We start from the raw sequence: 21890 nt of genomic DNA on the forward strand, positions 1-21890 counted from the left end.
TATAATGCCCAGCGTTTTTTTCATTTAACAAAGCTTCAAGGCATGTTCATTTGTAAATGCCTGCGCTTAACCCATTATTTTTTCTGGAAATCCAAAAGCCTTGATACGCCTGCTGAAGTTTTTCTGGTGGTCCCTCGTCGCGGTATTCTGCTCGCTGTTGCTTGGCCTGAGCGGCGCGTTTCTTTACCTGAGCCCGACCCTGCCATCCGTTGATGCGCTGCGAAGCATTCAACTGCAAATCCCCCTGCGCGTGTTCACCAGCGACGGCAAGCTGATTGCCGAGTTCGGTGAAATGCGCCGCACGCCGATTCGCTTCGCGGAAATCCCGCCCAATTTCATCAACGCACTGCTGTCGGCCGAAGACGACAACTTCGCCAACCACTATGGCGTCGACCCGGGCAGCCTGATGCGCGCCGCCACTCAGTTGGTCAAGAGCGGCCATATTCAGTCAGGCGGCAGTACCATCACCATGCAGGTCGCGAAAAACTTCTTCCTGACCAGCGAGCGCAGCTTTTCGCGCAAAACCACCGAGATTCTGTTGGCCTTGCAAATCGAGCGCCAACTTACCAAGGACGAGATTCTCGAGCTGTACGTCAACAAGATTTATCTGGGTAACCGCGCCTACGGGATCGAGGCGGCGGCGCAAGTCTACTATGGCAAATCGATTCGCGATGTAAGCCTTGCGCAAATGGCCATGATTGCCGGTCTGCCCAAGGCCCCGTCACGTTTCAACCCGTTGGCCAACCCGACCCGCGCCAAGGAACGTCGCGACTGGATCCTCGGCCGCATGTATCGCTTGGGCAAGATCGACCAGACCGCTTACCAGGCCGCTTTGAGTGAGCCGCTCAACGCCAGCTATCACGTGCCGACGCCGGAAGTGAATGCGCCGTACATCGCTGAGATGGCGCGGGCAGAAATGGTCGGCCGTTATGGCAGCGAGGCCTATACAGAAGGCTTCCGCGTCACCACGACGGTACCTAGTGACCTTCAGGAACACGCCAACAAGTCCATCCAGCAGGGCTTGATCGATTACGACCAGCGCCACGGTTACCGTGGTCCGGAAAGCCGCTTCCCGGGCATGACCCGAGTCAACTGGGTACAGGAACTGACCAAACAGCGCACGATCAACGGCCTTGAGCCCGGCATCGTGACGCAGGTCGACAAGACCGGTCTGCGTGTTCTGACCCACAACGGCGAGAAGGAAGAAACCGTCGACTGGGCCACTATGAAGTGGGCACGGCCTTACCTGAATACCAACAGCCTGGGCGCCAATCCGAAGCAGCCGGGTGATGTTGCAAAGGTTGGCGACCTCGTCCGTCTGCTGCGGCAGGACGATGGCTCGCTGAAATTTAGTCAAATTCCCGTCGCGCAAAGCGCGCTGGTATCGCTTGATCCGCAGAACGGTGCCATTCGCTCGCTGGTCGGCGGCTTCGCGTTCGAGCAGAGCAACTACAACCGCGCCATGCAGGCCAAACGCCAACCGGGCTCGAGCTTCAAGCCGTTCATCTATAGTGCCGCACTCGATAACGGTTACACCGCTTCCAGCTTGGTGAACGACGCGCCTATCGTGTTCGTCGACGAATATCTGGATAAGGTATGGCGTCCGAAAAATGACACCAACACCTTCCTCGGGCCGATCCGCCTGCGCGAGGCGCTGTACAAGTCTCGCAACCTGGTATCGATCCGCCTGCTCCAGGCCCTCGGCATCGACAGCACCATCGACTACATCACCCGCTTCGGCTTCTCCAAGCAGGACTTGCCGCGCAACCTGTCGCTGGCACTGGGTACGGCGACGTTGACCCCGATGGAAATCGCCACCGGCTGGGCGACCTTCGCCAACGGTGGTTACAAGGTCAGCCCTTATCTGATCCAGACCATCGAGAACCGTGACGGTCAGACCCTGTTTGTCGCCAACCCGCCAAGCGTTCCGGTCAACGATGTGAACACAGCGCCCAATACGTCGACGTTTGCCGTGCATGACAGCCCGAGCGTCGTTGCGGGTCCACCGGGCGCACCCGCCCAGCCGCAAGCGCCTGCCGTTGCCGAGCGCATTGTCGATGGCCGCACCACGTACATTTTGAACAGCATGCTGCAGGACGTGATCAAGCGCGGCACCGGGCGCCGCGCGCTGTCCATGAACAGACCGGACATCGCGGGCAAGACCGGTACCACCAACGATTCCAAGGATGCGTGGTTCTCGGGCTACAACGCGGATTACGTGACGACGGTGTGGAGTGGTTTCGATCAGCCTGAAAGCCTTGGCCGTCACGAATTCGGGGGGACGGTCTCGCTGCCGATCTGGATGGACTACATGAGCGCCGCGCTCAAGGACAAGCCACCGCATCAGCAGGCCGAACCGCCAGGCATTCTCAGCCTGCGCGTCGACCCATTGAGTGGCCGCGCCGCCACGCCAAGCACGCCGAACGCATTCTTCGAGTTGTTCAAAAGCGAAGACACACCGCCAAGCGTCAACGAACTGGGCGGCAGCAGCGCACCGGGCAGCCCGTTGCCGGCAGATGAGTCCGCGCCGATCGATTTGTTCTGATAGCACAGACTTAATGGATCAGTAGATTTTCAGCGGCTGCACAGGCCTCTTCGTGAGCAAGCTCACTCCCACGGAGTCGGAGACTTTCAGGACTATCCGAAGCTTTGTGGGAGCGAGCTTGCTCGCGAAAGCGTATTAGTGGGTCAATAGATTTTCAGCGGCTGCACAGGCCTCTTCGTGAGCAAGCTCACTCCCACGGACTCGGGGACTTTCAGGATGATCCGGGGCTATGTGGGAGCGAGCTTGCTCGCGAAGGCGTATTAGTGGGTCAATAGATTTTCAGCGGCTGCATAGGCCTCTTCGTGAGCAAGCTCACTCCCACGGATTCGGGGACTTTCAGGATAATCCGGGGCTTTGTGGGAGCGAGCTTGCTCGCGAAGGCGTATTAGTGGGTCAGTAGATCTTCAGCGGCTGCACAGGCCTCTTCGTGAGCAAGCTCACTCCCACGGACTCGGGGACTTTCAGGATGATCCGGGGCTATGTGGGAGCGAGCTTGCTCGCGAAGGCGCATTAGTGGGTCAATAGATTTTCGCGGCTGCACAGGCCTCTTCGTGAGGAAGCTCACTCCTACGGATTCGGGGACTTTCAGGATGATCCGGGGCTATGTGGGAGCGAGCTTGCTCGCGAAGGCGTATTAGTGGGTCAATAGATTTTCAGCGGCTGCACAGGCCTCTTCGCGAGCAAGCTCACTCCCACGGACTCGGGGACTTTCAGGATGATCCGGGGCTATGTGGGAGCGAGCTTGCTCGCGAAGGCGCATTAGTGGGTCAATAGATTTTCGCGGCTGCACAGGCCTCTTCGTGAGGAAGCTCACTCCTACGGATTCGGGGACTTTCAGGATGATCCGGGGCTATGTGGGAGCGAGCTTGCTCGCGAAGGCGTATTAGTGGGTCAATAGATTTTCAGCGGCTGCACAGGCCTCTTCGCGAGCAAGCTCACTCCCACGGACTCGGGGATGATCCGGGGCTTTGTGGGAGCGAGCTTGCTCGCGAAGAGGCCAGTTCAATCCCTGAAAATGCCCCACAAGTGCAGGGTATCCAAGGCATAAAAAAACCCCTGCATCGCTGCAGGGGTTTTTTATTGGGTCAGGGATCAACCCTTGAACACGTCATCCACGCTGGTCAGCGGGTAGTGCTTCGGATACGGCAGGGTGGCAACGCCGGTCTCGATGGCGGCCTTGGCCACTGCATCGGAGATCAGGCCCAGCAGGCGGGTATCCATTGGCTTCGGAATGATGTACTCACGACCGAATTCCAGTTTGATACCGCCATAGGCGTCGCTGACTTCCTGAGGCACAGGCAGCTTGGCCAGTTCGCGCAGGGCGTTGGCCGCGGCGATTTTCATTTCTTCGTTGATGCGCTTGGCGCGAACGTCCAGAGCACCACGGAAAATGAACGGGAAGCCGAGCACGTTGTTGACCTGGTTCGGGTAGTCCGAACGACCAGTGGCCATGATCACATCGCTGCGGGTGGCGTGAGCCAGTTCCGGGGAGATTTCCGGATCAGGGTTCGAGCAGGCGAACACGATCGGATCCTTGGCCATCAGCTTGAGGTTTTCAGCGCTCAGCAGGTTAGGACCGGACAGGCCTACAAATACGTCAGCGCCATCCAGCGCGTCAGTCAGCGAGCGCTTCTCGGTCGCGTGAGCGAATGCAGCCTTGTACTGGTTCAGGTCGGTACGGCCGGAGTGGACAACGCCGGTACGGTCGACCATGAAGATGTTTTCGATCTTCGCACCCATGCTCACCAGCAGCTTCATGCAGGAGATGGCCGCAGCGCCAGCGCCCAGGCAGACGATCTTCGCTGAATCGAGGGTCTTGCCGACGATTTCCAGTGCGTTGATCATGCCGGCCGCCGTCACGATAGCCGTGCCGTGCTGGTCATCGTGGAAAACCGGGATGTCGCACTGTTCGATCAGCGCCTTCTCGATTTCAAAGCACTCAGGCGCCTTGATGTCTTCCAGGTTGATGCCACCGAAGGTGATGGAAATACGCTTGACGGTGTCGATGAACGCCTGCGGGCTTTCGGAATCGACTTCGATATCGAAAACGTCGATACCGGCGAAGCGCTTGAACAGAACCCCTTTACCTTCCATAACCGGCTTGGAAGCCAATGGCCCCAGATCGCCGAGGCCGAGAATCGCGGTGCCATCGGAAATAACTGCTACCAGATTGCCTTTGCCGGTGTACTTGTAAGCCAGCTCGGGGTCACGGGCAATTTCACGCACGGGTTCAGCAACGCCAGGGCTGTAGGCCAGAGCCAGGTCACGAGCGGTTGCAGTCGGCTTGGTGAGTTCGACGCTCAGCTTCCCCGGACGAGGATTGGCATGGTATTCGAGCGCGGCAGTTTTCAGATCTGACATGTATTGGATTCCGCTTTTTTTACTGTGGGACAGACGGACCGCCGAGGATACGCAAGATGCATAGTCCTAACAAGACTGACCAGTCACTGCTGTCAATAGGCTCGGGCTTAGACTTTACGCTTAGAGGGCTGAAACGTGAACACTCGGTCACGCTCGTCAGATCACCGGTTTGAAGGGCGCTTCTAACGGCGTGAAAGGTCCAGCATTGCGGGATGAGTCAGTGACAGCTGCCAGCGGGACTGCCCTTTTTTCAGGCCCCCACGCCGGGAGCGATCGACCACCCAGCCACGCGCTTCGACCTGCCGTCCTTCGAAGCGCTTGAGCATCGCCGTATCGAAGGCACTCAGGTGGGCAGGCGCGATACGCAGGACCAGCGAGCCCTGCAACTCGATCCAGATGCCGCCGCGGTTGCGCTGCACACGCTTGACCTGACCGGACACAATCGCGAAACCGCTTTTGCTCAGTCGGGCCGAGGACTGCACCGGCGAATGGCGCCACACACCCAGCCGCGCCTGACGTGCCTGACGCTCCGCGACCTGCTGGCAATCGACCAGAGTCACATTAGGCGCAACGGCCACCAGGTAACCCAGCCCTTCGCTGAGCAACTGCGCCTCAAGGTTGGCGCCTCTACGGTCATAGACGTTGGCCAGCGTGCGGCCGTAATGATCCTTGCCCTGCTGGCCGATACGCAGCCTGACCTTGCCGCCGCTTTCATTGACCAGCGTCTGCAAGCGCTTTTTCGCCGACTCGGCAAACGGCTCGGCCGACCGGCCTTTCCTGCCGGTTTCAGGCGTATTGAGCCCGATCATCCGCACATTGCGGCCATCGGTCAGCTTCAAGGTGTCGCCGTCGACCACACGCTGTACCTGCGCGACCGGCAACGAGGCAGGTGCAGGGCAGAAGGCCTGCGCGCCGGACACCCAAATCGCGGGCATAAAAAAGACGCCCACAAGGAGCGCCTTTTCAAGCAGCCTGGAGATGCCCATAGGGCAGCCAGTCTTACTTCGCTTTGGTAGCGCCGAACGCACCGAAACGGGATTTGAACTTGTCGACACGGCCGCCAACGTCAAGCGTCTTCTGCTTGCCGGTGTAGAACGGGTGGCACTCGTTGCACACGTCCAGGCTCAGAGGAGCGGCCAGGGTGGAACGGGTCTTGATGACATTGCCGCAGCTGCAGGTAGCGTCAATGGCTTCGTAAACTGGATGGATATCAGCTTTCATCGGTACTTCCTCGGTCTAACGCGCCGCCACTCAACACTATTGTTGAATACCGCACGGAAATAGGCTGCGGATAGTACCAGACAATTGCAACGACGCAAGCGAACCTTCACACCGGTCGTCTGCTAAGATCGCGCCTCCGTCATCACTTATCACCACAGGGAAACACCGCGTGCCCGACGCCATCCTGCGCCTTGCCCTGCCCTCGCCGCTTCGCCGCCTGTTCGACTACCGCGCCCCAGCGGGCGTGTCGCGCAGCGCCTTGCAGCCGGGCATGCGTCTGCGAGTGCCGTTCGGACGCCGGGAAATGATCGGCATTCTGGTGGAAGTGGTCGATCACAGCGAAGTGCCCGCCGACAAGCTCAAGCCGGCGATCGCCCTGCTCGACAGCGAAGCGCCGCTGCCACCTGCGCTGTTCAAGCTGTGCCTGTGGACCTCGCAGTACTACCAGCACAGCCTCGGAGACACACTGAGCTGGGCCTTGCCGGTGCTGTTGCGTCAGGGCGAACTGGCCGAAAGTCGCCAGGAACGCTTCTGGCATGTGGCCCCGGGCGCCAGCGTCGACGATCCGCGCATCGCCCGCGCACCCAAGCAGCGCGAAGCCCTGACCACCCTGGCCCAGCACCCGCACGGGGTGGCGCATCAACTGCTTAGCAAGCTGATGCTTAACAAGGACAGTCTCAACCTGTTGCTGGCCAAGGAGCTGGTGTACGTCGAGGTCCGCAGCCATGCGCCCAGCGCACGCCATGAACACTGGCTGGCCCAGCCTGAATTGCCGCTCAACACCGAACAACGCGCCGCTTACGAAGCGATCCGCGCCGGATTCGACAGCTTTCATGCGTTTCTGCTGGCCGGCGTCACCGGCAGCGGCAAGACCGAAGTCTATCTGCAGCTGATCCGCGAAACTCTCGAGGCCGGCAAGCAGGCGCTGGTGCTGATCCCGGAAATCAACCTCGGCCCGCAGACCCTGGCGCGCTTCGAGCAACGCTTCAATGCGCGCATTGCGCTGGTCCACTCGGCGGTCAACGACCGCGAACGGCTGGATGCCTGGCTGGCGGCTCGCGATGGTGAGGCCGACATCATCATCGGCACGCGTTCAGCGCTGTTCACGCCGATGAAAAACCCCGGCCTGATCATCATCGACGAAGAACACGACGGCTCCTATAAACAGCAGGAAGGTCTGCGCTATCACGCCCGCGATCTGGCCTTGGTGCGGGCGCGTCAGGAAAACATTCCGATTGTCCTTGGCTCGGCCACACCGTCCCTGGAAAGCCTGCACAACGCTTACACCGGCCGCTACGGTCTGCTGCGCCTGAATGAGCGCGCGGGCGGCGCACAGCAGCCGCGTTTCATGCGCCTGGACGTCAAGAGCCGACCGCTGGACAGCGGCATCTCCGGGCCCATGCAGCAGGCCATCGGCCAGACGCTCGCGGCAGGCCAGCAGGTCTTGGTATTCCTCAACCGTCGCGGCTTTGCGCCAACCTTGCTGTGCCACGACTGCGGCTGGATGTCCGGCTGCCAACGCTGCGATGCACGCATGACCGTGCACCAGCGCTCGGGCGAGCTGCGCTGCCATCACTGCGGGTATGTCGAACGCGTACCGCGTCAGTGCCCATCGTGCGGCAAAGTGGATTTGCGCCCGGTAGGCGCGGGAACAGAGCGCGCCGAAGAGCGCCTGGCGATTCTGTTTCCGGACTACCCCATACTGCGTGTCGACCGCGACAGCACGTCGCGCAAGGACGCCATGAACCAGCTGTTCACGACGATCCAGCGCGGTCAGCCATGCATTCTGGTCGGCACGCAAATGCTAGCCAAGGGCCATCACTTTCCCCGGGTCACGCTGGTCTCGATTCTGGACGCCGACGGCGGGCTGTTTTCCGGCGACTTCCGCGCCAGCGAGCGCATGGCGCAATTAATCGTGCAGGTGGCAGGTCGTGCCGGGCGCGCCGAAGAGCCTGGCAAGGTGATCATCCAGACCCACCTGGCCGACCACCCACTGCTGATCCAGCTGACCGAGCAGGGTTATTTCGCCTTTGCCGAACAGGCCTTGAGCGAGCGCCGTTCGGCGGGGCTACCACCGTTTTCACACCTCGCCCTGCTGCGCGCTGAAGCGCACAAGCCGGGACAGGCCGAGGCCTTTCTCGATCAGGCCTGCAGCGATGCGGAGCAACTGGTTGCGCAGATGGCGCTGGGCGGCATCGAGCTGCTGGGCCCGGTTCCGGCACCGATGGAACGCCGCGCCGGGCGTTATCGTGCGCAACTGCTGGTGCAGTCCAGCGCCCGCGCACCCTTGCATAAATTGCTTGCCACCTGGCTGCTCGCGCTGGAGCAAATGCCCAGCGGTCGGCAGGTCAGATGGTCGCTGGATGTGGATCCTGTGGATCTTTATTAAGTCACGCCGTTGGCAAGCAGGCTTGAGCAACGGATAATGCGGAGTTTTTCCACCCGCGCATCGAAGCGCCACCGCGCTTGCGGTCGAAGAGAGCACCATGAAAGACACGATTCGCCAGCTGATTCAACAAGCCCTGACCCGTCTCGTCACCGAGGGCGTCTTGCCAGAAGGGCTGACGCCGGCGATCCAGGTGGAAAACGCCCGCGACAAGACGCACGGCGACTTCGCCAGCAATATCGCGATGATGCTCGCCAAGCCTGCCGGCATGAAACCGCGCGATCTGGCTGAAAAGCTGATCGCCGCGCTGCCGGCCGACGAGCAGGTCAGCAAGGTCGAAATTGCCGGCCCGGGCTTCCTGAACTTCTTCCAGAACACTGCCGCGCTGGCCGCACGCCTCGACGCTGCACTGGCCGACGCGCACCTCTCGGTGCGCAAGGCGGGCGCTGCACAGCGCGTGGTCGTCGATCTGTCGGCACCGAACCTGGCCAAGGAAATGCACGTTGGCCATTTGCGCTCGACCATTATTGGCGACGGCGTGGCGAACGTCCTGACGTTTCTCGGCGACACGGTCATTCGTCAGAACCACGTGGGCGACTGGGGCACCCAGTTCGGCATGCTGCTGGCCTATCTGCAGGAAAAGCCGGCGACCAGCGACGAGCTGTCCGACCTGGAAAACTTCTACCGCGCCGCCAAGCAGCGCTTTGACGAGTCCGAAGAGTTCGCCGAGCGTGCTCGTGGTCTGGTGGTCAAGCTGCAGGCCGGCGATGCCGAGTGCCTGGCGCTGTGGACGCGCTTCAAGGACATCTCGCTGTCGCACTGCCAGGAAACCTACGAGCGCCTCAACGTCAAGCTGACCCCGGCCGACGTGATGGGCGAAAGCGCCTATAACGATGACCTGGCCAATGTGGTCAACGACCTGAAAGCCACGGGCCTGCTGGTCGAGAGCAATGGCGCACAATGCGTGTTCCTCGAAGAATTCCGCACCGCCGATGACACGCCGTTGCCGGTCATCGTGCAGAAGGCCGGTGGCGGTTATCTGTATGCCACCACAGACCTGGCAGCGATCCGCTATCGCAGCAAGGTGCTCAAGGCCGACCGCGTGCTGTATTTCGTCGACCAGCGTCAGGCCCTGCACTTCCAGCAGGTGTTCGAAGTGGCGCGCCGCGCAGGTTTCGTGCATGACGGTATGCAACTGGAACACATGGGCTTCGGCACCATGAACGGCGCCGATGGCCGCCCGTTCAAGACCCGCGATGGCGGCACGGTCAAGCTCATCGACCTGCTCGATGAAGCCGAAGAGCGTGCTTACACCCTGGTCAAGGAAAAGAACCCGGAAGTCGCCGAAGCGGAATTGCGCAGCATCGCCAAGGCCGTGGGCATCAGTGCGGTGAAATACGCCGACCTGTCCAAGCACCGCGCCAGCGATTACAGCTTCAACTTCGATCAGATGCTCAGTTTCGAAGGCAACACCGCGCCCTATCTGCTGTACGCCTATACCCGTGTGGCCGGCGTGTTCCGCAAGCTGGGCAGCGCGTTTGACGCCAGCAAGGGCCAGATTGTCCTCGCCGCGCCGCAGGAACAGGAACTGGCCGCACGTCTGGCGCAGTTCACCGAAACACTGAACAACGTCGCAGAAAAAGGCACGCCGCACGTACTTTGTGCTTACCTGTATGACCTTGCGGGTCTGTTTTCGAGCTTTTACGAAAACTGCCCGATCCTTGGTGCGGAAAACCCCGATCAGCAACAGAGCCGTCTGCGGCTGGCTGCACTGACCGGCCGCACCCTCAAGCAAGGCCTGGACCTGTTGGGTCTGGAAACTCTGGAGCGTATGTAAGTTGGCAGTTGCGAAGAAGAAACCGGCACCCAAGCGGGGCGCCAGCCGTTATCAGGCACCCGCGAAGAAGCCTATTCCAGGATGGTTGTGGCTGGCGATTGGCTTGACCGTGGGCGCGTTCGTGGTCTTTTTGATGAAGCTCGAACCCGGTGGTGATGACGTCAAGCGGGTCAGGGCAGACGCCAAGGCTGCAAAGATCGCCGAAGCGAACAAGACACCGCCAAGCCCTACGGCGCCGGTCAAACCCAAGTACGACTTCTACACATTGCTGCCGGAGTCGGAAGTGATCGTGCCGAACGAAGCCGTGCCGGAGAAGACCCCGCCGCCCGTGGCACCGACAGCACCGGTCTCGCCGGAACAGGCAGCCAAGATCGACACGGCACGCGCCCAGGCAGCCCTCAGCGGCCTGACGCCTCCGCCAGCGCCCGCAGTTGCGACGACCAAGCCGGCAGCGGTGACGACGTTCTTCCTGCAGGCGGGCTCGTTCCGCAAACAGGCTGACGCCGAGAAAGTCCGCGCGCAAATCATCCTGCTGGGCCAGACCTCTACCGTCGAGTCGGGCACCGTCAAGGATGAAACATGGTACCGCGTACTGGTCGGCCCGTTCAGCAACCGCGAACAGCTGACCACCGCCCAGAAACAACTGGCAAGCGGCGGATTTAGTAACCTGTTGTTGCAACAGCGTCAGAGCCGCTAGCCAAAGCGCCGCTGTTTCCGTGCTCATCGCGTGTTTTCGATGAGTACGGAGAACGGAGCTTCTGCCCGAAGGGCGTAGGAGCGGACTTGTCCGCGAGCTGCCGGGAACCGGCAGCAAAACCAGCCGCATCGGTGTATCAGACCCAGCCGAGGCAGCCTGTTTGGGGGCCGCTGCGCAGCCCATCGCGGACAAGTCCGCTCCTACGCCCGTTGGGCAGAATCAAAACGGCCTTCTGTCCGCTACAAAAACCGGGAGATCGCGGACAAACGAAGCGTCGCCCGGTCCGCTTAAAGAGTTGGGACAAGAATCATACGGTCATCCCCCCCGATTCATCCCCAAGGTTGAAATACTCACCCACACCCCCATATGAGTTTGCATCAGGGCATTTTCGCCCCGCAGTGTGGAGACTCTCCCTTGACCACCATCGTTTCAGTGCGCCGCCACGGTAAAGTCGTCATGGCTGGCGACGGCCAGGTTTCTCTGGGCAACACCGTCATGAAAGGCAACGCCAAAAAGGTACGCCGCCTGTATCACGGTGAAGTGATCGCCGGATTCGCTGGCGCGACCGCCGATGCATTCACGCTGTTCGAACGCTTCGAGGCCCAACTGGAAAAACACCAGGGGCATCTGGTTCGTGCAGCCGTCGAACTGGCCAAGGACTGGCGCACCGATCGCTCGCTGAGCCGTCTCGAAGCCATGCTGGCCGTCGCCAACAAGGACGCCTCGCTGATCATCACCGGCAACGGTGACGTGGTCGAGCCCGAGGACGGCCTGATCGCCATGGGCTCCGGCGGCGCATTCGCTCAGGCCGCAGCACGCGCCCTGCTGCTCAAGACCGACCTGTCGGCCCGCGAAATTGCCGAGACTTCCCTGCATATCGCCGGCGACATTTGCGTGTTCACCAACCACAACATCACCATTGAGGAGCAGGACCTCGCTGGCTAAGCCGCTGCCGGGCCGCACACCCTGCGGCCCCATCGACTTGCCCGCAACAGAGGACCGTGAATAACCATGTCAATGACTCCCCGCGAAATCGTCCATGAACTCAATCGCCATATCATCGGCCAGGACGATGCCAAGCGCGCCGTGGCCATTGCCCTGCGCAATCGCTGGCGCCGCATGCAGTTGCCTGAAGAACTGCGTGTCGAAGTAACCCCCAAGAACATTCTGATGATCGGCCCGACCGGTGTCGGCAAGACCGAAATCGCCCGTCGTCTGGCCAAGCTCGCCAACGCACCGTTCATTAAGGTCGAAGCCACCAAATTCACCGAAGTGGGTTATGTAGGTCGCGATGTAGAGTCGATCATCCGTGATCTGGCTGATGCCGCGATCAAGCTGCTGCGTGAACAGGAAATCGTCAAGGTGCGTCATCGTGCCGAAGATGCCGCCGAAGAGCGCATCCTCGATGCCCTGTTGCCACCGGCCCGGGTCGGCTTCAACGAAGATCCGGCGCAGAGCAGCGATTCCAATACCCGTCAGCTGTTCCGCAAGCGCCTGCGCGAAGGCCAGCTGGATGACAAGGAAATCGAGATCGAGATCAACGAAGCGGTTGGTGTCGATATCTCTGCGCCGCCTGGCATGGAAGAGATGACCAATCAGTTGCAGAGCCTGTTTGCCAATATGGGCAAGGGCAAGACCAAGAGCCGCAAGCTCAAGGTCAAGGAAGCGCTCAAGCTGGTACGCGAAGAAGAAGCGGGCCGTCTGGTCAATGAAGAAGAGCTGAAAGCCAAGGCGCTGGAAGCGGTCGAGCAACATGGCATCGTGTTCATCGACGAGATCGACAAGGTTGCCAAACGAGGTAATTCGGGCGGTGTCGACGTGTCCCGTGAAGGCGTGCAGCGCGACCTGCTGCCGCTGATCGAAGGTTGCACGGTGAATACCAAACTGGGCATGGTCAAGACCGACCACATCCTGTTTATTGCGTCCGGTGCGTTCCATTTGAGCAAACCGAGTGATCTGGTCCCCGAGCTGCAGGGCCGTCTGCCGATCCGCGTTGAACTCAAGGCGCTGTCGCCCCAGGACTTCGAGCGCATCCTCAGCGAGCCGCATGCGTCGTTGACCGAACAGTACCGCGAGCTGCTCAAGACCGAAGGCCTGAAGATCGAGTTCAAGCCTGAAGGCATCAAGCGCTTGGCCGAGATTGCCTGGCAGGTCAACGAGAAGACCGAGAACATCGGTGCCCGCCGCCTGCACACGCTGCTTGAGCGCCTGCTTGAGGAAGTCTCGTTCAGCGCTGGTGACCTGGCCATCAGCCCTGACGCAGCGCCGATCGAGATCGACGCGGAATACGTCAACAGCCACCTCGGTGATCTGGCAGAAAACGAAGACCTGTCGCGTTATATTCTCTGAAGCTGCAAGCTATTAGCTGCAAGCTGCAAGCGGTTGTTCACGCTTGCAGCTTTTTTGCTTCTGCTTGAAGCTTGCAGCTTAAAACTTGAGGCTGTTCTCAATGCTCCCAACCGCCATCCAACTGCATAAAGCCTCCAAAACCCTGACGCTGAAATACGCGCCGGATGAGGAATACCATTTGCCCGCCGAATTTCTGCGGGTGCATTCCCCTTCTGCCGAGGTTCAGGGCCACGGCCGGCCGATCCTGCAATTCGGCAAACTGGGAGTCGGCCTGACCAAGGTCGAGCCCGCCGGGCAATATGCGCTGAAACTGACCTTCGATGACGGCCATGACAGCGGCCTGTTTACCTGGGAATACCTGTACGAACTGGCCACACGCCAGGCGTCGCTGTGGGAAGACTACTTGCAGGAACTCGAAAAAGCCGGCAAGTCCCGCGACCCTTCCGAACACGTCATCAAACTGATGCTCTGAACCGCCTCGCAGGTGTCCGCAAGAACACCATCGTGCCCATGCTCCGCGCCCATCACCCTATACAAGTCCGCTTTTGATTCTGGCCGGAGGCCGTGGGAGCGAACTTGTTCGCGAAAGGGCCGTATGATCGTCGAAAATGTATCGACTGAAACGCCATATACGCTAACAAATCCTTTTATTCCGCGCGTTCGAAGACTGCATGTAACTATGAGTACTCCATGTGCTCGGCCTCCGATCCAGAGGATGCGGTGCGGCGCAGATCTGTGACGCAGAGAGTCACCCGCTGCACCCCCACGCTGGAGCGTGAGGAACGATAGGTGCCCGCAAGAACACCATCGTGCCCACTCTGCGTGGGTATGCCGTTCGGGACGCTCTGCGTCCGGTCTGGTTTGTTGCAGCCGGGTATCAGGACTGAATAGCGGGTTTTTCCGATGCGGCCGGCGTAGAGGGCTTGGTAGCAGGTTTGGCCGCCGGCTTTCTTGCCGCTGGCTTTTTTGCTGCTGCAGGTTTGGTCGGGGTGCTGGTTTTGCCGGTGCTCGCAGCGGCAGGCTTGTTGGCAGCCTCGACGGGCCTGGCCGCTGCTTTCTTGACGGCTGGCCTGGCCGCTACGCTCTTGTCCGCCGCTTTGGCGACAGGCTTGGCCGCAGCCTTGTCCACAGGTTTCGCCGCGCTTTTCGCCGCTGCCGGTTTGGCCGCCACAGTGCGCGAAGCAGCCGGTTTGGTTTTCGCGCCCACCAACAGCTCGATCTGCCGGGTCAGTTGGTCGACCTTGCTGTGCAGCGCCTGTACTTCACTGCGGCTCGGCACACCCAGACGCGAAATCGCGCCGTTCAGGCGCTTGTCGAAAGCCTCTTCCAGCTCGTTCCACTTGCCAACCGCGAGGTCTTTCACGTCGTCCACGCGGGACTTGGCCGACTTGCTGGTGTTCTTGACGTCATCAAGCTGTTTCTGCGCTTCGACCTTGGTCAGTTTCTCGGCCTTCTCGCCGTCCTTCACCAGGGTATCGAACAGCTTGCTGCCATCATTGCTGATCTTGGAATACGCGCCCAAACCAGCCAGCCAGATCTGACGAGAGTACTTCTCAACCTCGCCCATCCAGGAGCTGCCATCTTTGTCGGTTTTTTTCTTGCCAGCCATCCTGTTCTCCTTATCGTCCAGACTTGGAACGCCCGAGTCGTTTCGGCACGCAGCGTTCGAGCTTTTATCGGCCCGACACGCTCAAGCAATGCCGTCAGCTCATCGAGCCAGGCAAAGAGCGTGTCTACACCATGTTTAGACGGGATACCGACCCGGTTCAAGGCCTTTGCGACTCGAAGGTCGAAAGCACGCTCGATTCTGTCGATTTGCGCTCATAAAAGAGCGCATGAACACACGGAGGGCGAAGAAAAATCAGCAGGTCTGCATACGGCGTTCAGGCAGCGAGCGCCTTGTCCAGAACGCGCTCGACTTCTGTCTTGATCGAACCGCTCATGGCCGACAGGATGAAGTTCAGCTCGATGTTGACGCGAATCAAAGCCTCTTCGACCTCGACCTCGCCCTTGGCGCCCTTGCCCTCCAGTTTTACGGTATCGCCAGCCCATTCGTGAGCCAGTCCGTATCGGGTGGACAGCTTCTCGACCAGTTGCTCGGCCTTTTCGCGGGCCTTCTCGAGGCCCAGGGCGTGCGGGCGTTCAACGGTTATCTTGGCCATCGGAGGCTTCCTTGATCGTCATATGAAATGCGGCGCAACTATATACACCCGCCCGCATCCAAGAAAGCGTTGCAGGTGAGCCTTGTCAAGACAAAGCCGGCCTTGGCGATTAGAATGACCAGCACTCTATTCCGGTGAAGCGATATGAACGATCAGCGCAAAGGCAGCGATGCCGAACCTACGACTCACTTCGGTTACAAAAATGTACCGGAAAGCCAGAAGGCAGAAAAAGTCGCTGAGGTTTTCCATTCGGTGGCGGCCAAGTACGACCTGATGAACGACCTGCTGTCCGGCGGCATGCACCGCCTGTGGAAGCGTTTCGCGATCGAGCTGTCCGGCGTCCGCACCGGTAACCGCGTGCTGGACATTGCTGGCGGCACGGGCGACCTGACCCGCAAATTCTCCAACCTGGTCGGCCCGACCGGCCAGGTGGTCCTGGCTGACATCAACGCTTCCATGCTCAAGGTCGGCCGTGATCGCCTGCTGGACCTGGGTGTGGCGGGCAACGTCGAGTTCGTCCAGGCAGACGCCGAAAAACTGCCATTCCCGGACAATCATTTCGACTGCGTGACCATCGCGTTCGGCCTGCGCAACGTGACGCACAAGGAAGACGCGCTGCGTTCCATGCTGCGCGTGCTCAAGCCGGGTGGTCGCCTGCTGGTGCTGGAGTTCTCCAAGCCGACCAACAAGCTGATGTCCAAGGCCTACGACGCCTACTCGTTCGCGTTCATGCCGTTGATGGGCAAGCTGGTCACCAATGACTCGGAAAGCTACCGTTATCTGGCCGAATCGATCCGCATGCACCCCAACCAGGAAACCCTCAAGTCGATGATGGTAGAAGCCGGTTTTGACCGCGTGACCTATCACAACATGACTGCCGGCGTCGTTGCCCTGCATCGCGGTATCAAACCCTGATGTTGCTCCGGGGGCTGCTCGCCAGTATCGAGCACGGCATCAATCGGGTGCTGCGCCTGGACAGCACCGCGCTGCCACGCATGGCGCGTCTGTCCGGTCGTGTCATTGCGGTGGACTGTCGCGATCCGTCCCTGAAGCTGTTCATACTGCCCAGCGACGAAGGCTTGCTGCTCGCCGCTGACTGGGCAGCCGAGGCTGACTGCACACTGCGCGCGCCGGCTTCCAGCTTGGTGCGTCTGGCCCTGAGCAAGGACAAGACCGCTGTGCTGCACGGCCCGGACGTCGAACTCGACGGTGACAGCGGCGCGCTGCTGGAACTGGTCGGCATTCTTCAGGACCTGGAGCTGGACTGGGAGCACGAACTGTCCAACTGGATCGGCCCGGTGGCCAGCCAGTTGTTCAGCAGTCACCTGCGCAACAGTGGGCGCTGGACACGGGAAAGCTTCAACAGCCTCAGCCAGAACGTTGCCGACTACCTCAGCGAAGAATCGCGCACCCTTGTAGGCAAGCACGAAGCCGAAGCACGATTCGCCGAACTCGATCAGATCAAGCTCGATCTGGAACGCCTCGAGGCGCGCTTTGCCCGCCTTGCCCACTCCCTCAATACCAGCGATAACGCATGAAGCTGCTTGCCGTCCGCCGTCTGTTTCGCATTCAACGTGTCGTTATCCGCTATCGCCTTGATGACCTGTTGTTCGCCCTGCCCCTGCCGTGGTGGATGCTCGCGCTGCGTTTCGTGCTGCCCTGGCGCTGGCTGCCACGGCGTAAATCCGAGCTGAGCCGGGGCGTACGCTTTCGTCTGGCGCTCCAGGACCTGGGGCCGATTTTCATCAAGTTCGGGCAACTGCTGTCCACCCGGCGCGATCTGCTGCCCGAGGACATCGCCGACGAGCTGATGCTGCTGCAGGACCGCGTGCCGCCGTTCGATCAGCAATTGGCGATCAAGCTGATCGAAAAACAGCTCGGCGCGCGCATCTGTGACGTGTTCAGCCGCTTCGACGAGAAGCCGCTGGCGTCCGCTTCGGTCGCTCAGGTGCATGCCGCCTGCCTGAAGACCGGCGAAGAAGTCGTAGTCAAAGTGGTACGCCCCGGCCTCAAGCCGATCATCGGGCAGGACCTGGCGTGGCTGTTCATTCTGGCCCGCACCGCCGAGCGCGTTTCCGCCGATGCCCGCCTGCTGCACCCGGTGCAGGTGGTGATGGATTATGAAAAGACCATCTACGACGAACTCGACCTGCTACGTGAAGCGGCCAACGCCAGCCAGTTGCGACGCAACTTCGAAGGCTCTGACCTTCTCTACGTGCCACAAGTCTACTGGGACTGGTGCCGCCCGAAAGTGTTGGTCATGGAGCGCATCTACGGCCTTCAGGTCACCGACATGGCCGGGCTGGCGGATCAGCGCACCGACATGAAACTGCTCGCCGAGCGCGGCGTGGAAATCTTCTTCACGCAGATTTTTCGCGACAGCTTCTTCCATGCCGACATGCACCCCGGCAACATTTTCGTCAGCACGGTCAACCCGTGGGCGCCGAAGTACATTGCCATCGACTGCGGTATTGTCGGCAGCCTGACCCCGGAAGATCAGGATTACCTGGCGCGTAACCTGTTTGCCTTTTTCAAACGTGATTATCGTCGCGTTGCGCAACTGCACATCGATTCGGGCTGGGTGCCGGCAGAGACCAAGCTCAATGAATTCGAAGCGGCCATCCGCACGGTCTGCGAGCCGATTTTCGAAAAGCCGCTCAAGGATATTTCCTTTGGTCAGGTGCTGATGCGTCTGTTCCAGACCGCGCGCCGCTTCAATATGGAAGTCCAGCCGCAACTGGTCCTGCTGCAAAAGACCCTGCTCAACATCGAGGGGCTGGGTCGTCAGCTGTACCCTGAACTGGACCTGTGGAGCACCGCGCAGCCTTATCTGGAGCGCTGGATGCGTGAACGGGTCAGCCCGAAAACCCTGCTGGGCAATCTGCAATCACAGGTCGAGCAATTGCCGCACATCGCGGGCATGACCCGTGATCTGCTGGAGCGCATGTCCCGCCCGCACGCCTCGGATCCGCCGCGCCCATGGCACGGTCGCAAGGACGAGCCGGTCCTGCGGCTGATCGGTGCGGCATTGCTGGTCGGCGGCGCGATACAGGGCTGGGTGATGAGCGAGGCCGCTACCCAGTTGCTGACGCTCACCGCATGGCCGGCGGCGATCATGCTGATCGCCGGGCTGTATCTGATCGTTCGCCGATAGCCAGCAGCGAACGGCGCTGGCACACTGTTCAATCCGCCGGTCATGAAAGCCGGCTGCCGGAGTAGATATGAAAGACTGGCTGGACGAGATTCACTGGAACAGCGACGGTCTGGTGCCTGCAATCGCTCAGGATCACAAGACCGGCCGGGTGTTGATGATGGCCTGGATGAATCGCGAGGCCCTGAGCCTGACGGCGTCCGAGAATCGTGCCATCTATTGGTCGCGTTCGCGTGGCAAACTCTGGCGCAAAGGTGAAGAATCGGGTCATGTGCAAAAGCTGCATGAACTGCGCCTGGACTGTGACGCCGACGTCATTATCCTGATGGTCGAGCAGATCGGTGGCATCGCTTGCCATACCGGCCGCGAAAGTTGCTTCTACCGAGTGTATGAAAATTCAGGCTGGAAGACCGTAGACCCGGTTCTGAAAGATCCTGATGCTATTTACCCTGCAGGCCATTGAACATGACTGATACGTTGTCCCGTCTGGCCGAAGTGCTGGAATCCCGCAAGGACGCCGCTGCCGACAGCTCCTATGTCGCAAGCCTGTATCACAAGGGCCTGAACAAGATTCTGGAAAAGCTCGGCGAAGAGTCGATCGAGACCATCATCGCGGCCAAGGACGCTGCGGTCAGCGGTGATTGCAGTGACGTGATTTATGAAACCGCTGACCTGTGGTTCCACAGCATGGTGATGCTCGCCGCGCTGGGTCAGCACCCACAGGCCGTGCTCGATGAACTGGACCGCCGATTCGGCTTGTCCGGCCACGCGGAAAAAGCCGCTCGCACGGCAGAGTAACGCTCTCCCTTTTCAAGCTTGAAATCTTTTACGAGGACTGTTTCATGGGTATTTTTGACTGGAAACACTGGATCGTCATCCTGATCGTCGTTGTACTGGTTTTCGGGACCAAAAAACTCAAGGGCCTGGGCAGCGACGTCGGCGAATCGATCAAAGGCTTTCGCAAGGCAATGAATGATGACGACAAGCCAGCCGAACAGCCTGCGCCTCAACCCCAGCAGGCCCAGCCAGCCCCACAGGGCTCGCCGCTGAATCAGCCACATACCATCGACGCTCAAGCGCACAAAGTCGACGAGCCGATCCGCAAAGACCAGGTTTAAGCCCATGTTCGGTATCAGCTTCTCTGAACTGCTGCTCGTTGGCCTGGTTGCCTTGCTGGTACTGGGTCCCGAGCGCCTGCCGGGTGCTGCACGCACCGCAGGCTTATGGATCGGCCGGTTGAAGCGCAGCTTCAATACGATCAAACAGGAAGTTGAACGTGAAATCGGGGCTGACGAGATTCGTCGGCAGCTGCACAACGAGCACATTCTCTCGCTGGAAGACGAAGCGCGCAAAATGTTCGCGCCCAATCAACCGCCTGAAAACAGCTCCGAGCCGGTAAATCCGTCGCCAGCACCGGCAGCGGCCGAAGCCGCAAGTCCCGCGCACGATGAAGCCGCACACCACGAAATCGGCCCTGCACAACCTGCGGCACCGAAGACCGCGCTGTCGCTGGAGAAAACCGCGAAACCGGCTGACGCCGGCACACCGGTCCCGACGCCTTCCGACCACGATTCGTCATTGCCACCGCGAGCACCATGAGCGCTGATATCCCGGAAAACGATCAGCAAATGCCGCTGATCTCGCACCTCACCGAGTTGCGTACACGTCTGTTGCGCTGTGTTGCGGCAGTCTTCCTGATTTTCGCCGGCCTGTTCTACTTCACGCAGAAGATCTACACACTGGTCTCGGCGCCGCTGCGGGTCTATCTGCCTGAAGGCGCAACGATGATCGCCACCGATGTGGCTTCGCCGTTCATCACGCCGTTCAAGCTGACCATGATGGTCGCGCTGTTTCTGTCCATGCCGGTCATCCTGCATCAGATCTGGGGCTTCATCGCGCCGGGCCTGTACAAGCACGAGAAACGCGTCGCGGTGCCACTGCTGGTGTCGAGCATCATCCTGTTCTACGCAGGCATGGCGTTTGCCTACTTCCTGGTCTTCCCGCTGATTTTCCACTTCTTCGCCAGCGTGACGCCGGAAGGCGTGTCGATGATGACCGACATCGCCAGCTACCTGGACTTCGTAATGACGTTGTTCTTCGCCTTTGGCGTGGCCTTCGAAATCCCGGTGGCCGTGGTGTTGCTGGTGTGGATCGGCATCGTCGACGTCAAGTACCTGAAGAAGATCCGCCCTTACGTGATCATCGCCTGCTTCGTGGTCGGCATGATCCTGACGCCGCCGGACATCTTCTCGCAAACGCTGCTGGCAGTGCCGATGTGGCTGCTCTTCGAGCTGGGCGTACTGTGCAGCACGATGATCAAGAAGCGAGGTGAACATCCGGACGACCAGGCCGAGGACGCTGACAAGCAGGACCAGCCGCCCGCGACCACACCGTGAACCTGCTGCTGCTTGAGGAAGCCGATTTCATTGCGGCTGACCGGGTGGTCCTGCGTGACCGCCGCCTGAAGCACATGCAGGAGGTGCACCGCGCAGAGGTCGGCGACAGCTTGCGGGTGGGCCGGGTCAACGGCCTGCTGGGCAATGCCGAACTGCTGCGCCTTGACCCCCATGAAGCAGAGCTGCGTGTCGAGCTACAGAGTGCGCCTCCGGCAAAACTGCCGCTTACCCTGTTGCTGGCGTTGCCACGCCCCAAGATGTTACGCCGGGTGTTTCAGACCGTCGCGACCATGGGCGTGCCGAAAGTCATTCTGCTGAACAGCTACAGGGTGGAAAAAAGCTTCTGGCAGACGCCGTTTCTAGAGCCCGAGGCCATCCGCGAGCAACTGATTCTGGGCCTGGAGCAGGCGCGCGATTCGGTGCTGCCTGAAATCGTGATCGAAAAGCGCTTCAAGCCTTTCGTTGAGGATCGCTTGCCGCAGATCGCGCTCGATACACTGGGCCTGGTTGGCCATCCCGGTGATTTCCCCGCCTGCCCGCGTGCTGCCACAGAGCAAGTCACATTGGCCATCGGCCCTGAAGGTGGCTGGATACCCTACGAAATCGATCTGTTGCGTCAGTCAGGTTTGCAGCCCGTGCAACTGGGCGAACGCATCCTGCGCGTCGAAACCGCTGTAACGGCCCTTCTCGCCCGCTTGTTCTGAGCTGTCAGTGTCGACTCAATCGCTTCAGTTAACCGATAACTGGCCGATGCAGTCGAATACTTAGGACAAAAGACGTCAAGG

General features: G+C 60.3%; 21 protein-coding genes and 1 pseudogene. 16 read left to right on the plus strand and 6 right to left on the minus strand.

Annotated features, from left to right (window positions below):
• The first annotated feature begins 100 nt into the window (after positions 1 to 100).
• Positions 101 to 2545 carry a penicillin-binding protein 1A gene (locus JOE34_RS04290; protein ID WP_003341396.1) on the plus strand — a complete coding sequence of 815 codons (2445 nt, stop codon included), beginning with the start codon at positions 101 to 103 and terminating at the stop codon, positions 2543 to 2545.
• 1092 nt (positions 2546 to 3637) lie between these two features.
• On the opposite strand, the gene JOE34_RS04295 is transcribed toward JOE34_RS04290, so the two are convergent.
• The 3 genes from JOE34_RS04295 to rpmE all read right to left on the minus strand — a co-directional run bounded on the left by JOE34_RS04295 (position 3638) and on the right by rpmE (position 6127).
• Entirely contained in the window at positions 3638 to 4906 is a 1269-nt protein-coding gene (locus JOE34_RS04295; RefSeq protein WP_003316648.1) for a malic enzyme-like NAD(P)-binding protein, read from the minus strand.
• A 182-nt stretch (positions 4907 to 5088) separates the two neighbouring features.
• Complete coding sequence (locus JOE34_RS04300) at positions 5089 to 5892, minus strand: thermonuclease family protein (protein ID WP_209995127.1); 804 nt, start codon at positions 5890 to 5892, stop codon at positions 5089 to 5091.
• 13 nt (positions 5893 to 5905) lie between these two features.
• A complete protein-coding gene (gene rpmE, locus JOE34_RS04305) occupies positions 5906 to 6127 on the minus strand; it encodes a 50S ribosomal protein L31 (protein ID WP_002551648.1) in 222 nt (73 codons plus the stop codon).
• Positions 6128 to 6296: 169 nt separating this feature from the next.
• Here rpmE and JOE34_RS04310 point away from each other — a divergent pair, with 169 nt between their 5' ends.
• The 6 genes from JOE34_RS04310 (at position 6297) to JOE34_RS04335 (ending at position 13868) form a co-directional block, all read left to right on the plus strand.
• Positions 6297 to 8516 carry a primosomal protein N' gene (locus JOE34_RS04310; RefSeq protein WP_209995128.1) on the plus strand — a complete coding sequence of 740 codons (2220 nt, stop codon included), beginning with the start codon at positions 6297 to 6299 and terminating at the stop codon, positions 8514 to 8516.
• Positions 8517 to 8613: 97 nt separating this feature from the next.
• Entirely contained in the window at positions 8614 to 10350 is a 1737-nt protein-coding gene (gene argS, locus JOE34_RS04315; RefSeq protein WP_003432149.1) for an arginine--tRNA ligase, read from the plus strand.
• Between the two features lies 1 nt (position 10351).
• On the plus strand, positions 10352 to 11047 hold the full coding sequence (locus JOE34_RS04320) for an SPOR domain-containing protein (RefSeq protein ID WP_004414617.1): 696 nt from the start codon (positions 10352 to 10354) through the stop codon (positions 11045 to 11047).
• Between the two features lie 414 nt (positions 11048 to 11461).
• Positions 11462 to 11992: an ATP-dependent protease subunit HslV gene (gene hslV, locus JOE34_RS04325; RefSeq protein ID WP_003392345.1), complete on the plus strand. Its 531-nt coding sequence runs from the start codon at positions 11462 to 11464 to the stop codon at positions 11990 to 11992.
• A gap of 66 nt (positions 11993 to 12058) precedes the next feature.
• Entirely contained in the window at positions 12059 to 13396 is a 1338-nt protein-coding gene (gene hslU, locus JOE34_RS04330) for an ATP-dependent protease ATPase subunit HslU (protein WP_003316641.1), read from the plus strand.
• 100 nt (positions 13397 to 13496) lie between these two features.
• The gene (locus tag JOE34_RS04335) at positions 13497 to 13868 is read left to right on the plus strand and encodes a DUF971 domain-containing protein (RefSeq protein ID WP_003392349.1); all 372 of its coding nucleotides are present in this window, start codon (positions 13497 to 13499) and stop codon (positions 13866 to 13868) included.
• Between the two features lie 405 nt (positions 13869 to 14273).
• Here the strand turns inward: JOE34_RS04335 and JOE34_RS04340 are convergent, their stop codons facing one another.
• The 3 genes and pseudogenes from JOE34_RS04340 to JOE34_RS04350 form a co-directional block, all read right to left on the minus strand.
• A complete protein-coding gene (locus JOE34_RS04340; RefSeq protein ID WP_010405819.1) occupies positions 14274 to 15005 on the minus strand; it encodes a phasin family protein in 732 nt (243 codons plus the stop codon).
• 10 nt (positions 15006 to 15015) lie between these two features.
• Positions 15016 to 15214 (minus strand): annotated as a pseudogene (locus tag JOE34_RS04345) (phasin family protein); the annotation flags it as partial.
• A gap of 65 nt (positions 15215 to 15279) precedes the next feature.
• Positions 15280 to 15558 (minus strand): polyhydroxyalkanoic acid system family protein, encoded by a 279-nt coding sequence (locus JOE34_RS04350; protein WP_003316638.1) that lies wholly within the window; start codon positions 15556 to 15558, stop codon positions 15280 to 15282.
• Between the two features lie 144 nt (positions 15559 to 15702).
• On the opposite strand from JOE34_RS04350, the gene ubiE reads away from it, so the two are divergent.
• From ubiE to JOE34_RS04395, 9 genes are all read left to right on the plus strand, one after another.
• Positions 15703 to 16473, plus strand: a complete 771-nt coding sequence (gene ubiE, locus JOE34_RS04355) for a bifunctional demethylmenaquinone methyltransferase/2-methoxy-6-polyprenyl-1,4-benzoquinol methylase UbiE (protein WP_003341410.1) — start codon at positions 15703 to 15705, stop codon at positions 16471 to 16473.
• Positions 16473 to 17096, plus strand: coding sequence for an SCP2 sterol-binding domain-containing protein (locus JOE34_RS04360; RefSeq protein ID WP_003316636.1), 624 nt, complete (start codon positions 16473 to 16475; stop codon positions 17094 to 17096). The genes ubiE and JOE34_RS04360 overlap by 1 nt, the downstream gene beginning before the upstream one ends.
• Positions 17093 to 18712, plus strand: coding sequence for a ubiquinone biosynthesis regulatory protein kinase UbiB (ubiB, locus tag JOE34_RS04365; protein ID WP_209995140.1), 1620 nt, complete (start codon positions 17093 to 17095; stop codon positions 18710 to 18712). Before JOE34_RS04360 ends, ubiB begins: the two co-directional genes overlap by 4 nt.
• 67 nt (positions 18713 to 18779) lie before the next feature.
• On the plus strand, positions 18780 to 19172 hold the full coding sequence (gene hisI, locus JOE34_RS04370; protein ID WP_003341415.1) for a phosphoribosyl-AMP cyclohydrolase: 393 nt from the start codon (positions 18780 to 18782) through the stop codon (positions 19170 to 19172).
• A gap of 2 nt (positions 19173 to 19174) precedes the next feature.
• Positions 19175 to 19507 (plus strand): phosphoribosyl-ATP diphosphatase, encoded by a 333-nt coding sequence (locus JOE34_RS04375; protein ID WP_002551631.1) that lies wholly within the window; start codon positions 19175 to 19177, stop codon positions 19505 to 19507.
• Between the two features lie 44 nt (positions 19508 to 19551).
• Positions 19552 to 19827 carry a twin-arginine translocase TatA/TatE family subunit gene (locus JOE34_RS04380; RefSeq protein ID WP_003316632.1) on the plus strand — a complete coding sequence of 92 codons (276 nt, stop codon included), beginning with the start codon at positions 19552 to 19554 and terminating at the stop codon, positions 19825 to 19827.
• A gap of 4 nt (positions 19828 to 19831) precedes the next feature.
• The gene (gene tatB / locus JOE34_RS04385; RefSeq protein WP_010405768.1) at positions 19832 to 20308 is read left to right on the plus strand and encodes a Sec-independent protein translocase protein TatB; all 477 of its coding nucleotides are present in this window, start codon (positions 19832 to 19834) and stop codon (positions 20306 to 20308) included.
• Positions 20305 to 21105, plus strand: coding sequence for a twin-arginine translocase subunit TatC (tatC, locus tag JOE34_RS04390; protein WP_003392361.1), 801 nt, complete (start codon positions 20305 to 20307; stop codon positions 21103 to 21105). Before tatB ends, tatC begins: the two co-directional genes overlap by 4 nt.
• Positions 21102 to 21809, plus strand: coding sequence for a 16S rRNA (uracil(1498)-N(3))-methyltransferase (locus JOE34_RS04395; RefSeq protein ID WP_010405758.1), 708 nt, complete (start codon positions 21102 to 21104; stop codon positions 21807 to 21809). Before tatC ends, JOE34_RS04395 begins: the two co-directional genes overlap by 4 nt.
• Positions 21810 to 21890 lie beyond the last annotated feature (81 nt).

The organism is Pseudomonas sp. PvP028 (genome assembly GCF_017832255.1).
Taxonomy (GTDB): domain Bacteria; phylum Pseudomonadota; class Gammaproteobacteria; order Pseudomonadales; family Pseudomonadaceae; genus Aquipseudomonas; species Aquipseudomonas syringae.